Raw genomic sequence first — 14401 nt, forward strand, 5'->3', positions numbered from 1 at the left:
CATGTCCCAGGCCGTCACCGAAACCCTCGATGTCCGCGAACTTATCCCGATGATCCGGCACCGGACGATCTTCCAGGTCTTTGATCAACTCAAGCCGGGCGAGGCGTTCGTGCTCATCAACGATCACGATCCCAAGCCGCTGTACTACCAGTTCCTGCACGAGCGAACCGATCAATTTTCGTGGGAGTACCTGGAAGAAGGGCCCGAAGATTGGCGCGTCCGCATCGGGCGGGTCGAAGCGAGTTAGGGCTTTCCGTGGAGAAGCAAAACAGGGGCGCGTGGTTACTGCTGCGCCCCTGTTGATTGCGATTATTAGCGCCCCAGCACCTCAGAGCGCGGGTCGAGCAGCACCAGCAGCCCCAACATGCCCATATTGGCGAACAGCAGCGGCGCGAGGAACGGCGCGCCTCGGATGAAACGCTCCGCCATGAACGCCCCGCGCGAGGTCAGGTTGTCGTCGATGTGCAGGGCCGCGCCGACCAGCCCCGTCACGATCATCAGCAGCATCGCCACCACGTAGATCGTTAGGTCGCCCCGGTTGGGCCGGTCAACCCAGCCCAGTCCGAACGCCGTCACCGTGGCGAAGGTCCCAACGACGGTTGGAATCCACAGCGCCTGGGTATCGAAACCGGTACGAGCGTGGTCCAGCACGCTGCTGAGCAGCGTCGCCAGCGTGCCAAGCGAAACGATCAGGAAGTAGGCGCGCGTCTTGCTCAGCGGAAGCTGCAAACGCGCCCCGCCCAACAGCCGCAGCCGCCCACTATCCGGCGGATCTTCCACCCAGGCCGCGCTGATACCCAACAGCCCGACCATCGCAAACATCAGCGGGCCGAGGATCGGCGGGCCCCATACCAGCAGGCGCACGGTGATTTGCTCGCCTTCGGGACCGGTCGGCAGCGTTGCGCGGACGAGGTGAAAATACGCACCCAACACGCCCACCGCGATGCTGCCAACCAACACCAGCGTCGCCAGGACGGTCGCCGCCGGGCGGTTCCGAAGCGCGATCGCCCCGGCCACCAGCAGCAGCGCCCCGGCAACCGGGCCAAAGATGATCGGGATCCACTCACGTGGCACGATCGTGCCGCTGATCTGGTGTGCCAGATAGATGTCCACGCCGAGAAAAACTTCGTTGATCGCTGCCATCAGCAGCATGAGCTGATCGCGCGAAAACGGCAGCCGGACGCGCTGAACCGGTGGCGCGAGCGTCGCCAAGTGGTACATGGCTAGTCTCCCGCCTCAGTTGCTTCGGCAGTCGCCGCACCGGACGGTTCGGCGGGCATGCCTTGAGGCGCGCCGTTCGTATCCTGCGGCGCTTCGCCCGTCGCTTCCACACTGGGGGCGCTTTCCGGTGCTCCGCCCGGCAGCCCGGCATCGGCGGTTCCGTCATTGACGACGCGCGACTCCGGCCCGATCTCGTCATCGGTGATGACGCCGCCCGCGATGAGCTTCTCATTGACCATCGCCTGAAGCTCCTCCAGATCGGAGAGCATCTCATAGGCGCCGTGCCACTGGGTATAGTCCGGGCCCTGCATCCACGCGCCGAACTTCGCTGTCCGGCCCCAGTGGTGCCACAGCTCGAAGTACACGAAGTCGATCTCCTCATCAAACGGCGTTGAGGTCAGCAGATCGTTGTCTTTGAGCGGCTGCAGCATCGCTGTGCTCTCGTTGACCCACTGGTTGATCGATTCCACCAGCGCGTCGCCATCGGTATAGAAGTCATCGATGTAGTTCTGGTTATGGCACTCCGAGCACACATTCTGCATGCGGACCTTGTTGTCTTCCCAACTGGGCCGCCGCTCGCTGACCGGCGAGAACAGATACCACGTCAGGCGATCACCGACGTCATGTGTGGTCCCCGCCGCGCCAAAGCCGCTCATGTGGCATACGGCGCACGTCGCTGCCGGGAAGTCCTCGACCGTCAGCGTACCCGGCTCCGCATCCCAGTTCCACTCGTCGCCGCTGGTCATGTAGGCGATGCCATGCGGCGATTCCTGGTAGATTTCCCACTGGGGATGGTCCGGCCCGATATGGCAGGCGTTGCACGTTTCGGGCTTGCGCGCCTGTTCCAGGCTGAACTCGTGACGCAGGTGGCACTTCTGGCACTGCCCCACCGAGCCGTCTTCGGCGGGCGCGCCGATTCCGTGGCAGCTTTCGCACGCGAAGCGCGTCACCGCCGGGCCTTCGATGGCGAACAAAGCGTTGCGCATCTCGTTGGGCGCGGGCTGGGCTTCGGGAATGGAATGGTACATCGCAAGCTGATCTTCGGTCAGCCCGTCCAGGCCGACCATCGCAACATAGGCGGGAATCGAGTGGCGGGATTGATTGTACTGCGCCACTTCAGCCTGATGGCACGTCTCGCACTTGGCGGACGTAGGCGATCGCAGCACGTACGTCCCTTCGTGCTCGACCGCACCGGGATAATCCGAGTCTACTTCGTGGCAGTCTTCGCACTCGACCTCCGCCGCGGCCATGGAACTCATGCCGTACTGCTGCACGATGCCCGGCGTGGTGCGGCGGTGGCATTCGACACATTCATTGTCGCTGCTTGCCAGTGCATCGACGCGCGCCGGTTCTTCGTTCTCAGACTCACCCACGGCGATCGCCACCAGGACAAGTCCCAGCACGACGATGACCCCGGCGACACCCAGGATAAGGATGCGCCCTGCGGAAAGCCAATTGCGGTTGGTGGGAGCAGGCGGAGTTGTATCAGACATAGTTCCCCCTTTAACAATTAGTTTAAAAACAAAAGGGCGGGGTGTTAGCCTCGCGTAAATACTGACGGCTCAACTTTAGCGCGCTGCCCTCAGTGACTCCTTTCATTCCAATTGTAAGATAATGCGGCAAAAATTGGCGACCGCCGGCAGGCGTCCCCGCCGGTGTGACACGCTGCGCGCTACTTGAACATGAGCAGCAGCATCACCATCTCGGTGCGTGCGACGATGCTGTGCGGCAGGCGTGGGGTCATGTGAATCCACAAGCCGGGCCGCCCATCCAGCGCGTCCTGCCCGACCGTCACGTCTGCCTCGCCGCGCAGGATGTGGATCACCGCGGGCATCGACGCCGTGTGTTCAGACAGCTCCTGCCCGGCGGCAAATCCAAACACGATGACTTTCACGTCATCATCCGTATACAGCGTTCGGCTGACGATCGTATCGGGTGTGATCTCAGGAATGCTGTCAACCAGATTTGCAAAGTGAATATAGGGGACCGCCTGATCCATTCGATTCTCCATCCTTATTGACCAGCTTAGGTATGATGCGGGCCGAGCGGCTTCACACGTGGCCAGATATATCCGGCAAAAGCAGCGGCAGCGGCGAACTGGCAGAGGCGGCCAGCCAGACCCCCGCAACCAGCGCCAGCACGAAATACACCAGCCCCGCTTTGATAAACCACCGCGCCAAAACCGACATGGTCCGACCTGCTGCGCTCCTCTCCCGCATACGATGCGATCGATCGTATATCGAGCCGTCGGGAGCCGCCTTGATCTATATCAAGTTGATATGACAAAGCTGCCGAAGCAACAACAACCATTCACGGATCAAAAGATGCCTGGACGCCGCACGGTCCGGCGGCATGGATGTGCGCGGCAAGAGCCTACTTGACAAAACGCCAAAGTGTGATTAAATCGGTTTAGTAAACCGGTTTATATATCTGCTCCACCCCCGCTTGAAAGGAGCCGTTCGCCCGCCCAGATCCCGCTCAGCCCGTCTCACTTATGCTGCTTGGCAACCCTACTAATGCTTGAGGAGAAAGAACCCATGAAACGCGCATCCTTGATCCTTGTTATTGCCGCCCTGCTGCTGGCCGCGCCAGTGCTTCAGGGATTCAGCCAGGCACAGGTTGCCTCGGCACAGGACCCGATCAAGCTGGTGTTCTGGAACTACTGGGACGGCACCAACGGCGAAAAGATCCAGGAACTGGTGGATCGCTACAACGAAGAACACCCCGAAGTTGAAATCGAGAACGTATTTGTCGGCTGGGGCGAGCTGCTGCCCAAGCTGCAGCTCGCCGTCGCGGGTGGCGACGCGCCGGATCTCGCCGCGGCGGATATGGTGTGGATGCCCGCCCTGGCAAACTCGGGCGCGCTGGTTCCGCTGAACTCGTTCATCGAGGCATCGGGAACCGACACCAGCGATTTTTACCCCGCGCTGCTGAGCGTCAACACCTATAACGACCAGATCTACGGCCTGCCCGTCAGCACCAACAACCTCGAACTCTTTATCAACACCGACCTGTTTGAAGCCGCCGGACTCGACGCCAGCACCCCGCCGACCACGTGGGACGAACTGGCTGCCGACGCCGCGCAGTGCGCCAACCCCGATAACGGTGTCGTAGGCATGGAACTCTACACGCAGCCGGGCGAAGGCCTGACGTGGCAGTTCCAGGTGTACCTCTGGGGCGCTGGCGGCGACTTCCTGAGCGAAGATCTGACCCAGGCCGCGTTCAATTCCGAAGCGGGACTCAAGGCGCTGAATTTCTGGCTCAGCCTGATCGATTCCGGCGCGTACACCCTCTCCGATTGGGGCCTGTTCGGCCAGGGTCAGGCCTGCATGGTGCTGGACGGCTCGTGGATGGTCGGCGGCATGGCGGAAAGCGCGCCGTTCAACTGGACGACCGCCGCAATGCCCGCCCCGGCTGACGGCCAGCCCGCGACCAACATGGGCGGCGAGCACGCCTTCATCATGGCGCAGGACGAAGCCAAGCAGCAGGCCGCCTGGGACTTCATCAACTGGCTGACCAGCACCGACGTTCAGATCGAGTGGGACGAAGCCACCGCGTTCATGCCCGTACGCGACTCCGTCGCCACGAACGAAGCCTACGTAACCTGGATCAACGAGAACGAACCCCGCCTGCTGCCGTTCGTCGATATGCAGCAGTACGCGCACAACCGCCCGCCGGTCGAACAGTATTCCGAGCTGTCGGACGTGTTCTCGGCGATGATCGAACGCGCGCTCTACGGCCAGATGGACCCGCAGGAAGCGCTCGATGCGGCTGAAGCCGCCGTCAACAGCCTGCTTAGCTAACACACGGCTGGTATAATTCGGGGTGCGCAGCACGCGCACCCCGCAGTTCCCCTTAACAGAACAACGTAACCGAGGTTTTTTATGACTGCAATGGCCCGTGTGCGAGCAGGGTGGCAGCACGCCAACCGGCGCGGAGATGTGAGCGCCGCCGCGATGGCGCTGGCCCCGGCGGTGATCCTTTTTGCGATCTTCAATATCTACCCGCTGATCTATTCCGGCTACCTGAGCGTGATGGAATGGGACGGCTTCAGCCCGGATAAGTCGTACGTCGGGCTGGACAATTACCGCGCGCTGTACGAATCGGCGACCTTTCGCAACGCGCTGAGCGTCACGCTCAAATATACGCTCAGCGTCGCGGTGCTGGGCGTGGCGGTCAGCCTAGTGATCGCGGTGCTGCTCAATTCCGGCGTGCGCGGGCAAAACATTTACCGGCTGGTCTACTTCCTACCGGTCGTCACATCAACCGTGGCGGCGGCAGTCGTGTGGCGCTACCTGATGACGCCGGGAACGGGCTACGCGGATGTATTTCTGCGCGATCTGGGCATCACGCCGCCCAACCCCACGTGGCTGCGCAACCCCACCTGGGCGCTGCGCATCGTGATGCTGGTGGGAATCTGGAAGCGGCTTGGCTTCAACATCGTGATCTATCTGGCCGGACTGCAGAACATCCCCAAGGAATTTTACGAAGCGGCGACCGTAGACGGCGCGGGCATCTGGGCGCGCTTCCGCCACATCACCGTGCCCCTGATTTCACCGATCACGCTGCTGCTGGTCATCATGTCGATCATCGATTCGTTCCTGATCTTCGACGTGGTGTACGTCATGACCGACGGCGGCCCCATCGGCACGACGGAAGTCGTCGGGCTGCTGCTTTACCGCGAAGCGTTCCGTTATTTCAACCTGGGCACGGCCTCCGCGATGGGCTGGGTGATCTTTGCCCTCGTGTTCGCCATCACGCTGGTGCAGTGGAAGTTCTTCGGCACGCGGGAGGCAGGACTATGAGCGCAGTCACCACGAGCCAGTCGTCACAGCGCAGCATGCTGCGCCGTATCCATATTCCCTGGGGACACCTGCTGATTCACGCGATCCTGATCGCCGGGGCGTTTGCGATGGTCATCCCGTTCCTGTGGATGCTCACGCTCTCGCTGAAGCCGGTCTCGCTGATCCATCAGGCGCCCTACCTCATCCCGACCACGTTCGAGTTGTCGAACTACGCGAAAGCGTGGGATGCCGCGCCGTTCGCGCGCTATTATTTGAACTCGGCCCTCATGACCGGGGGCATCGTCGCCGGGCAGGTGATCTTCTCGTCGCTGGCGGCGTACGCCTTCGCGCGGCTGCAATTCCCCGGCAAGGAGCTGTTGTTCCTGGTCTTCCTGGGCACGATGATGGTCCCGTTCCACGTGATTCTGATCCCGTCGTACCTGATCATCGACCGGCTGGGCTGGGTGGACTCCTACGCGGCGCTGATCGTGCCGCGCATGGTGAGCGCATTCGGCATTTTCCTCATGCGCCAGTACTATCAAGGGATTCCAAAAGAGCTTGACGAAGCCGCGATGATCGACGGCGCAGGGCGGCTGGGCATCTGGTGGCGGATCATCATGCCGCTGTCGGGGCCAGGGCTGGCGACGCTGGGGATCTTCGCCTTCATGTTCGCCTGGAACGACTTCCTATGGCCGCTGGTGGTCACCAACGACCCGAACATGCGCACGGTGCAGTTGGGGCTGGCGATGTTCCAGGGACGTTATGGCACGCAGTGGACGCTGCTGATGGCAGGCACCGTCACGGCGACCCTGCCAACCCTGTTGATTTTCCTGATCGGACAGCGCTGGTTTATCCAGAGCATCGCGCAGACCGGCATGAAAGGCTGAGCACACAATGATCGAGCGGTGGGACGCCCCCGAATGGGCACGCAGCGCCATCTTTTACCAGATCTTTCCGGAACGCTTCTACAACGGTGATCCGTCTAACGATCCGCAGAACGTGGTCCCGTGGGACAGCACGCCCACGCGCGAGAACTTCTTCGGCGGCGATCTGGCAGGCATCCGCGCGCGGCTGGATCACCTGGAGCGGCTGGGAGCCAACGCGATCTACAGCACGCCGTTCTTCAAAGCGCGCACCAATCACCGTTACGACACCTCGGACTATTTCGAGATCGATCCGGCGGCGGGCACCCTGGACGACTTTCACGCGCTGGTCGAAGCGATGCACCAACGCGGCATGCGCCTCGTGCTCGACGCGGTGTTCAACCACTGCGGCGATGGCTTCTGGGCGTTCGAGGACGTGGTCCGTCATGGGGCGGATTCCGCCTATGCGGACTGGTTCGACATCGCGTCTTTCCCCGTCACCGCCGAGCCGGTATCGTACCAGACCTGCGGCGGCGCGGCCTTTCTGCCAAAGCTCAATCACATCAGCCCTGCCGTGCGCGAGCATCTGCTCAAGGTAGCGCGTTACTGGCTGGAACAGGGCGCGGACGGCTGGCGGCTGGATGTGCCGTGGAAAGTTCCGATGGATTTCTGGCGGGCCTTCCGGCAGGAAGTTCTAAATACGAATCCGGACGCGTACATCGCCGCTGAAGTGTGGCGCGGCACGACACCGTGGATGGGCAACGACACTGTGCACGGCGTGATGAACTATCAGGTGCGCAGCGCCATCCTCGATTTTCTCGCCTACGACAGCATGGACGCCGAAGACTTCGACTACGAGCTGGCCCAGATCCGGCGCGAGCATGGCCCCTCCGCGCCCTATCACCTGACGCTGCTGGGCTGCCACGATACGCCCCGCATCCTGACGCTGTGCGGCGGCGATGCGGCGCGGGTCCGGCTCGCGGCAATCTTTCAATTCACCTATATTGGTATCCCGATGATCTATTACGGGGACGAGATAGGCATGGCCGGGGACAACGATCCATTCTGCCGCGCCGGGATGGTCTGGGACGAATCGCGCTGGAACCACGCGCTGTTCGACACGTTCCGCACCCTGACTGCTTTCCGGCGCGATCATCCGGCGCTGACGCAGGGCGACTTCGAGCCGCTGCTCACCTTCAACGGAGTCTATGCGTACCGCCGCTGCCATACCGCCGACGAGGTAATCGTCGTGCTCAATCCCCGTGACGCGCGCCGAGATCTGCACATTCCGCTAGGCGCAAGCGCCGAGCCGGGCGGAACGTGGCAGGACGCGTTGAGCGAGACGCGTTTTACCGCGTCTGGCGGCGTGCTTCATCTGCCCGAGCTGCCAGCGCGCAGCGGCTATGTGTTGACTCCCGTGAAAGGTGACCATGCCTAAACTCACCATTTCGGATATCGCCCAGCGCGCAGGCGTCTCAAAGACTGCCGTCTCGTTCGCCTTCAACTATCCCGAGCGCCTGTCGGAAGAAACGCTGCGGCATATCCTGGCCGTGGCCGAAGAAGCCGGTTATTCGCCTGACCCGGTCGCCAGCAACCTCAAGACGCGGCGTACGGGCTGCATCGGCATCCTCGTGCCACAGCCGATCCCCATCATGACGCGCAACCCGCACACGCTGGCGTTCATCGAGGGCGTGGGTGACGTGTGTCACGAGATGGGGCTGTCGCTGATGCTGGTCCCGCCGCTGAAAGGCAACCTGCGCCGGGCCATCGTGCGCGCCGCAGTCGATGGTTTCCTGACGCTCGGCCTGGAAACCTTCCGGGGCACGATGATGGTTTTGCAGCAGCGCGGCGTGCCGTTCGTCATGGTGGACAGCGACCCCACGCCGGATATCCCATGCGTCAACATCGATGACGAAGCGGGCGCGTACGCGGCCATGTCGTACGCGCTGCGCATGGGCCACCGCCGCATCACGATTTTGGGCATCCGGTCGGGCTATCACGGCGACTACCGCAAGTACGCGGGCACGCTTCAGCGCCGCATCGCAGGGTACACGCGCGCGCTGGGTGAAGTGGGGCTGTCGCTGGACGATCCCGGCATCCACCTGCTCGAATGCGAGTGCGATCTGGACGGCGGAGTCGAAGGGCTGGAAACCGTGCTGCAATCGAGGACACGGCCCACAGCCATCGTCGCCATGGCGGACGTGATCGCCATCGGCGTGATGCGCGCGGCGCGCGAGCACCACATCGATCTGCCGGGCAAACTGTCGATCATCGGCTACGACGACATCGAAGCCAGCGGTCTCACCTGCCCCGCCCTGACCACCATCCGGCAGCCGACGGTTGCCAAAGGGCGCGTCGCCGCCGAACTGCTCATCCAGCGCATCGAAAATCCCGACATCACCCCGGAACACATCACGCTGCCCGTGGATCTCATCGAGCGGGACTCTTTCAGGGCGAAATAGCTGCGTTTGCGCCCACAGCGGAACGCGCAGCTGCTCAGCCCCCGCCCCTGGCGATTCTCCGTCGTCCGGCACGCGATCGACAGACATGCAGCAGCCCAAACCGGCTCACAGAAGCCGATTTGGGCTGTCGAGTGCAAACAGCCGGGCACGTTCAGGCGCAGCTATGACGACTGATTCGCCCAGGCAACAAAGTCGTACATGGTTTTGAGGATCAAATAGGTCGACACCGCACCGGGATCGGGGTGACCCAGCGAGCGCTCGCCAAGCGACTTGGCCCGGCCCACCGACGCGACCATCTCTTTCGTCGCTTCCATGCCGACCCGGGCGGCCTCGGCTGCCGCCGCGAGCGCTTCAGTTAGCGGCGCGGACGCCACCTGCGCCGACTTAAGCGCCGCCGGTTCCAACGCGTCCACCATCGTTTTGTCACCGGCCTTCGTCTTGCCGCGCTCTTTGACCGCCGCCAGCCCGTCCACCAGCCAGGTTGAAAAGCCTTGCGCGTCCAGAACGGCAACGCCGCCCAGGTTTTTCGCACCGCCCCGGAACCACGTCCCGAAGATGATACCGGACGCCCCGCCGATGGAGGTGATCAGCGTCATGCCGGTCGTCTTAAACAGTTCATCCAGCGCGGTGAAACTTCCGGCCTCCAGCTTTTGACGAACGGCCTCGAACCCCCGCGCCATACCGATGCCGTGGTCACCGTCACCGATGGCTTGATCGGCCTGGGTCAGCGTATCGGTGTAACCGATCATCTGTTGGCAGAGATAAAGCAGCATCTCCCGCGTTTCCGGGGTGGTAAGGGATGTCTTTTCCATCGGAGCTACCACTTCGTCCAGCCGAAGGACCGGACCGGCATGTCGTAGTAGCGCTTTAGCTCGTCGTCAACGCGCATCAGGCTGATGGAAAAGCCCGCCATCTCCTGCGTGGTAAAGAGCGAACCGACGACCGCCTCGTGCACGGTGATGCCGTTGGCGTCCAGAACCTGAAGCGCCCGGCGATTGGCGATCAACAGCTCCATGTTCGTCGTGGAGCCCGCGCCGTTGATCAGCATGCACACCTCGTTGCCACGCTCGAACGGCAGATCCTGCAAAATCAGTTCCATCATCTTGTCCACCAGCGTATCGGTGGGCACCATCTTCTCCCGCCAGACGCCCGCCTCGCCGTGGACACCCATGCCGATCTCGATCTCATCATCCGGCAGTTCGAACGTGAACTGCCCCGTCTCGGGAATCGATCCGGCGTGCAGGGCCACGGAAATCGAGCGGATATTGTCGAGCGCCTTCGACGTCACGCGGACCACTTCGTCGAGCGTATCCAGCGTCGCGGCGGCTCCACCGGCGATCTTGACAGCCAGCATCGCCCCGCCAATGCCGCGCCGGTTTTCGATCGGGCCGCAGGCCACATCATCCCGCACCAGCAGAGTCTGAACTTCGATGCCCTCTTCGGCGGCCAACTCAGCCGCCATATCGAAATTCAGAATATCGCCCGCGTAGTTGCCGTAAAGATACAGAACCCCTTTGCCTCGATGAACGGCTTTTGTCGCTTCCAAAATGATGTCCGGCGTCGGCGCGGCGAAAACGTTCCCCAAAGCAGCGCCATCTGCCATGTTATCCCCGACATAGCCATGATATGCCGGTTCGTGCCCGCTGCCGCCGCCGATCAACAGGGCAACCTTGCCGTCAGGGATATCGACGCGGGCCATCGCAGTCACGCCGTCCAGCTTCCTGACACGCCCGTTGTAAGTGGCGATCAGGCCGTCGAGCATTTCAGGAACTACATTTTTTGGATCATTAAGAATCTTTTTTGCTTTCCTCACCGTTCGCATCCTTTGTGTGCAAAAACTACTCTCCGCCTGGGCGCGGCGAACGCATCAGGCCAATTTTCATGCTAGCCCCGACTGGTATTTTTGACAACCGGTTCAGGAGAAGAGTGCGGCGCAGCACCGCGCGAGCAGACCGTCGGCACGCGGGAAAACAAAAAGGAGGAGCGTGGCGCCTCCTCCTGCGATCCTCTATAGTCTGCGCCTGCACGTTCAAAATCCGCGTGCGACGAACGTATGAAACGCGGTTAGCGGCGCACTTTTTCGGGCAGCGGGAACAAATCCTCGATGTGGACCATCCGGCGCGTGGCGAGCGACTGGTTGGCGGCGATGCCGACCAGGATCGACGCCGCGCCGTCGATGTGGTACGGTATCCGTGGCGCTGCGGGCCTTCGCGGACCCGTCGAGCGTGACAGACTGGGGCGCGATCTTCGCCATGTCCACGCTGTCGCTGCTGCCCGTGTTCCTGATCTTCGTCGTGTTCCAGCGCTACCTCGTGGAAGGTATCGCTACATCGGAGTTGAAGGGATAATGCAGGTAACACGTGCCGTGAACCTCCAGCGAGCGGATCTGCTCGACCGGCTGATAGGCTTCCTGGTAGCGGGCGTGCTGTGGGCGGTGTTCGCCGCGATGGTGCTCCCCCTCCCCGCTGCAACCGCCGGTCTGTTCGCCGTGCTGACGCCGTGGGTGCGCGGGGAACCGTCGGAGCCGTTCCAGCGCTTCTTCGGTGCGATGCGGCGCACCTGGGCCAAAAGCACGCTGATCGTGCTGCTCGATGCAGCGCTGGCGGCGCTGGTCGTGGTGAACCTGAACATTCTGGACAACGCGGACGTGCCGCTGCTGCCCGCCGTAGTGTCGCGCAGCGTAACGCGGGCCGTGGGGATCACTGCCGCGCTGGCGAACGTCTACCTGTGGCCGCTGCTGGTCACGTTCGATCTACCGCTGCGCACATTGAGTCGCGTCGCGATGCGGCTGGTGTTTTTGCGCCCCCTGTGGTCGGCGTTCGCGGGGATGCTGGCGCTGGTCCCGGTGCTGGCCGCTGCCGTCGTGCCGGCTGGCCGCTGCCGTCGTGCCGGTTGGAATAGGGATGCTGCTCGCGCCGCCCACCTGCGCGCTGCTGGCCGCGTGGGGTACGCAGCACGTGATCCGTGACTACGAGCGCGACCTTTCCGGGGCGCGTTAGGCGAAACTCTTTACTTAGTGCGGAACAGGAAGGAACCCAGTTTATGAGCACAGACACCGATCCCGGTCGTTGGGCCGCCCGCATGTCCGATTCGGTTATCGCGCTCCACCCGGCAGATCAGACGCCCGCATGGGTGTATGAATGGGGGCTGACGCTGAAGGGCATCCTCGACGTCTGGCGTGAGACGGGAGACGACAGGTACTTCGACTACGTGCGGACCAGCGTCGATCACTTCGTGCAGCCGGACGGCACGATCCGTACCTACCCCGTCGAGCAGTACAACGTAGACTTCATCAATCCCGGCAAGAACCTGTTTACGCTGTACGAGCTAGCCGGCGACGACCGTTATGCGAAGGCGGCGCGGCGGCTGCGCGACCAGATGCGCGTGCATCCACGCACCTATTCGGGCGGATTCTGGCACAAGCTCATTTACCCCAACCAGATGTGGCTGGACGGGATTTATATGGCGTCGCCGTTCCTGGCGGGGTACGCGGCCATGTTCGGCGAACCGGCACTGTTCGATGACGTGGTGCACCAGATCACCCTGACGGAAAGCCACACGCGCGATCCGAAAACGGGGCTGCTCTACCACGGCTGGGACGAGAGCAAGCTGCAAAAGTGGGCCGATCCCGAGACGGGGTGCTCGCCGCACTTCTGGGGCCGCGCGATCGGCTGGTTCTCTATGGCGCTGCCGGATGTGCTGGACGTGCTGCCCGCCGATCACCCACGCCGGGGCGAAGTGCTGGACATCCTGAACCGGCTGGTGGAAGCCATCGCGGACGTACAAGATCCCGAATCCGGCGTGTGGTATCAGGTGCTCGATCTGCCGGAGCGCGAGGGGAACTACCTCGAAGCGTCGGCGTCGTGCATGTTCACCTACACCATCGCCAAGAGCGTGCGCTGCGGCTACATCTCGCACAAGTGGGCCGCCGTCGCACAGCGAGCCTATTCGGGCATTCTGGAACAGTTCATTTCGGTAGACGATGCCGGGCTGGTCTCGCTGAACCGGATCTGCGAGGTCGCTGGCCTGGGCGGCGATCCGTACCGCGACGCCTCGTTCGAGTGCTACATCAACGAGCGCATCGTCAGCAACGACTTCAAGGGCGTGGGACCGTTCATCCTCGCCAGCGTGGCGATACAGCGCCTTTCGGCGTGATAGTGGCGGCTGCGGCGCGGCAATAACACGGTTTATTTTCTCACCTAACACAACGCCCGCAGGGTTGTCAGCCTGCGGGCGTTTTTGCACATAAGGCAGCGGCCCCAGCCGCGAAGGTTGGGGAGCCAGCGTCTCCGCTACTCTTGAGGCTCCTGGTCCACCGCCAGCAGCGTGCCCTCAAACATCGCCTGAACGACATCGTCCGCCGTGATGCTGCCCAGGTACAGCGGCAGATTCACGGTCTGCAATGCCTGAAGCACGTCGGTAGGGTGGTATTTGATCCCGGTCAGCGCGGCGATCAGCATGTCGAGAGACACCAGCCCCATAAAATCACCGGAGATGACGCATTCAGTGATAATGCCGTTCTTCACGTTCAGGCACATTTCCAGTTTTCCGCCTGGGAAGCGCTTGCTGTTCATATACTCGAATTCGGGCGCGCTGGCCGTGCTCCAATCCCAGGTACGGTACTTGGTCTGCTGCAACTGCTTGATCGCTTCAAAATCCTGAGCCGAAAGCTCATACCGCACGATCTCCTGCTCTTCCGCAAAGGCGGCGAGCAGCGCCTGCCAGAAGGCGTTGATATTATCGCTGCTGTCCGGCAGATAGAGTTTGATGTTCGTGACACGGCTCTTGACCGACGAAATTCCCTTGGACGCGATCTTCGTGGCATCCACATTGAGGACGCCCTGCAGTACGCTCAGGTTCGAGTCGAACAAAAGCGTGCCGTGATGCAGCAGCCTGCCCCGGGTAAAACGTTGGGCCGTGCCGGAGATTTTTTTGCCATCCACCACGATATCGTTCCGGCCCTGGATCTCCGCCGGGACGCCCATGCGCCGGAGCGCATTCACGACGGGCCGGGCGACAATGGAAAGATCGGCACTCTTGGGATCATCGACCGACAGGATGAAGGAGTAGT

General features: G+C 62.3%; 15 protein-coding genes and 1 pseudogene. 9 read left to right on the forward strand and 7 right to left on the reverse strand.

The window, feature by feature from the left end:
• The first annotated feature begins 1 nt into the window (after position 1).
• Positions 2-247: a DUF2249 domain-containing protein gene (locus tag V7116_RS01325; protein ID WP_324389612.1), complete on the forward strand. Its 246-nt coding sequence runs from the start codon at positions 2-4 to the stop codon at positions 245-247.
• A gap of 65 nt (positions 248-312) precedes the next feature.
• Here the strand turns inward: V7116_RS01325 and V7116_RS01330 are convergent, their stop codons facing one another.
• The 4 genes from V7116_RS01330 to V7116_RS01345 form a co-directional block, all read right to left on the reverse strand.
• Entirely contained in the window at positions 313-1221 is a 909-nt protein-coding gene (locus V7116_RS01330; protein WP_324389614.1) for a hypothetical protein, read from the reverse strand.
• Between the two features lie 2 nt (positions 1222-1223).
• Positions 1224-2714 carry a multiheme c-type cytochrome gene (locus V7116_RS01335; protein ID WP_324389616.1) on the reverse strand — a complete coding sequence of 497 codons (1491 nt, stop codon included), beginning with the start codon at positions 2712-2714 and terminating at the stop codon, positions 1224-1226.
• A 179-nt stretch (positions 2715-2893) separates the two neighbouring features.
• On the reverse strand, positions 2894-3220 hold the full coding sequence (locus tag V7116_RS01340; RefSeq protein WP_324389618.1) for a cupin domain-containing protein: 327 nt from the start codon (positions 3218-3220) through the stop codon (positions 2894-2896).
• 52 nt (positions 3221-3272) lie between these two features.
• Positions 3273-3410 (reverse strand): hypothetical protein, encoded by a 138-nt coding sequence (locus V7116_RS01345; protein WP_324389620.1) that lies wholly within the window; start codon positions 3408-3410, stop codon positions 3273-3275.
• A 348-nt stretch (positions 3411-3758) separates the two neighbouring features.
• On the opposite strand from V7116_RS01345, the gene V7116_RS01350 reads away from it, so the two are divergent.
• The 5 genes from V7116_RS01350 to V7116_RS01370 all read left to right on the forward strand — a co-directional run bounded on the left by V7116_RS01350 (position 3759) and on the right by V7116_RS01370 (position 9330).
• Positions 3759-5024, forward strand: a complete 1266-nt coding sequence (locus V7116_RS01350; protein ID WP_324389622.1) for an ABC transporter substrate-binding protein — start codon at positions 3759-3761, stop codon at positions 5022-5024.
• Positions 5025-5105: 81 nt separating this feature from the next.
• Positions 5106-6026 carry a carbohydrate ABC transporter permease gene (locus tag V7116_RS01355; RefSeq protein WP_324389624.1) on the forward strand — a complete coding sequence of 307 codons (921 nt, stop codon included), beginning with the start codon at positions 5106-5108 and terminating at the stop codon, positions 6024-6026.
• 35 nt (positions 6027-6061) lie between these two features.
• Positions 6062-6892 (forward strand): carbohydrate ABC transporter permease, encoded by an 831-nt coding sequence (locus V7116_RS01360; protein WP_349258386.1) that lies wholly within the window; start codon positions 6062-6064, stop codon positions 6890-6892.
• A 7-nt stretch (positions 6893-6899) separates the two neighbouring features.
• Positions 6900-8306, forward strand: coding sequence for a glycoside hydrolase family 13 protein (locus V7116_RS01365; RefSeq protein ID WP_324389628.1), 1407 nt, complete (start codon positions 6900-6902; stop codon positions 8304-8306).
• On the forward strand, positions 8299-9330 hold the full coding sequence (locus V7116_RS01370; RefSeq protein ID WP_324389630.1) for a LacI family DNA-binding transcriptional regulator: 1032 nt from the start codon (positions 8299-8301) through the stop codon (positions 9328-9330). Before V7116_RS01365 ends, V7116_RS01370 begins: the two co-directional genes overlap by 8 nt.
• Positions 9331-9491: 161 nt before the next feature.
• Here the strand turns inward: V7116_RS01370 and dhaL are convergent, their stop codons facing one another.
• Together dhaL and V7116_RS01380 are read right to left on the reverse strand one after the other, a co-directional pair.
• Positions 9492-10103: a dihydroxyacetone kinase subunit DhaL gene (gene dhaL, locus V7116_RS01375; RefSeq protein WP_324389632.1), complete on the reverse strand. Its 612-nt coding sequence runs from the start codon at positions 10101-10103 to the stop codon at positions 9492-9494.
• Between the two features lie 44 nt (positions 10104-10147).
• Positions 10148-11092, reverse strand: coding sequence for a dihydroxyacetone kinase subunit DhaK (locus V7116_RS01380; RefSeq protein WP_324389635.1), 945 nt, complete (start codon positions 11090-11092; stop codon positions 10148-10150).
• A gap of 421 nt (positions 11093-11513) precedes the next feature.
• On the opposite strand from V7116_RS01380, the pseudogene V7116_RS01385 reads away from it, so the two are divergent.
• From V7116_RS01385 to V7116_RS01395, 3 genes and pseudogenes are all read left to right on the forward strand, one after another.
• Positions 11514-11678: pseudogene (locus V7116_RS01385) on the forward strand (carbohydrate ABC transporter permease); the annotation flags it as partial.
• On the forward strand, positions 11678-12298 hold the full coding sequence (locus V7116_RS01390) for a DUF624 domain-containing protein (RefSeq protein WP_324389639.1): 621 nt from the start codon (positions 11678-11680) through the stop codon (positions 12296-12298). The pseudogene V7116_RS01385 and the gene V7116_RS01390, both read left to right, overlap by 1 nt.
• Before the next feature lie 74 nt (positions 12299-12372).
• On the forward strand, positions 12373-13485 hold the full coding sequence (locus tag V7116_RS01395; protein ID WP_324389641.1) for a glycoside hydrolase family 88/105 protein: 1113 nt from the start codon (positions 12373-12375) through the stop codon (positions 13483-13485).
• A 137-nt stretch (positions 13486-13622) separates the two neighbouring features.
• Here V7116_RS01395 and V7116_RS01400 read toward each other — a convergent pair.
• Positions 13623-14401 (reverse strand): lipoate--protein ligase (locus V7116_RS01400; RefSeq protein ID WP_324389643.1); only part of this gene is annotated, 779 nt, incomplete at its 5' end.

The sequence above is a fragment of the Aggregatilinea sp. genome, from assembly GCF_036822615.1.
Lineage (GTDB): Bacteria > Chloroflexota > Anaerolineae > Aggregatilineales > Aggregatilineaceae > Aggregatilinea.

Bases quoted from the DNA above. Each gene is read 5' to 3' on its own strand.
- V7116_RS01365 (WP_324389628.1), top strand. From the start codon at position 6,900: ATGATCGAGCGGTGGGACGCCCCCGAATGGGCACGCAGCGCCATCTTT.
- V7116_RS01330 (WP_324389614.1), bottom strand. From the start codon at position 1,221: ATGTACCACTTGGCGACGCTCGCGCCACCGGTTCAGCGCGTCCGGCTG.
- V7116_RS01370 (WP_324389630.1), top strand. From the start codon at position 8,299: ATGCCTAAACTCACCATTTCGGATATCGCCCAGCGCGCAGGCGTCTCA.
- dhaL (WP_324389632.1), bottom strand. From the start codon at position 10,103: ATGCTGCTTTATCTCTGCCAACAGATGATCGGTTACACCGATACGCTG.
- V7116_RS01340 (WP_324389618.1), bottom strand. From the start codon at position 3,220: ATGGATCAGGCGGTCCCCTATATTCACTTTGCAAATCTGGTTGACAGC.
- V7116_RS01350 (WP_324389622.1), top strand. From the start codon at position 3,759: ATGAAACGCGCATCCTTGATCCTTGTTATTGCCGCCCTGCTGCTGGCC.
- V7116_RS01335 (WP_324389616.1), bottom strand. From the start codon at position 2,714: ATGTCTGATACAACTCCGCCTGCTCCCACCAACCGCAATTGGCTTTCC.
- V7116_RS01355 (WP_324389624.1), top strand. From the start codon at position 5,106: ATGACTGCAATGGCCCGTGTGCGAGCAGGGTGGCAGCACGCCAACCGG.
- V7116_RS01360 (WP_349258386.1), top strand. From the start codon at position 6,062: ATGCTGCGCCGTATCCATATTCCCTGGGGACACCTGCTGATTCACGCG.
- V7116_RS01395 (WP_324389641.1), top strand. From the start codon at position 12,373: ATGAGCACAGACACCGATCCCGGTCGTTGGGCCGCCCGCATGTCCGAT.
- V7116_RS01390 (WP_324389639.1), top strand. From the start codon at position 11,678: ATGCAGGTAACACGTGCCGTGAACCTCCAGCGAGCGGATCTGCTCGAC.
- V7116_RS01380 (WP_324389635.1), bottom strand. From the start codon at position 11,092: ATGCTCGACGGCCTGATCGCCACTTACAACGGGCGTGTCAGGAAGCTG.
- V7116_RS01325 (WP_324389612.1), top strand. From the start codon at position 2: ATGTCCCAGGCCGTCACCGAAACCCTCGATGTCCGCGAACTTATCCCG.
- V7116_RS01345 (WP_324389620.1), bottom strand. From the start codon at position 3,410: ATGTCGGTTTTGGCGCGGTGGTTTATCAAAGCGGGGCTGGTGTATTTC.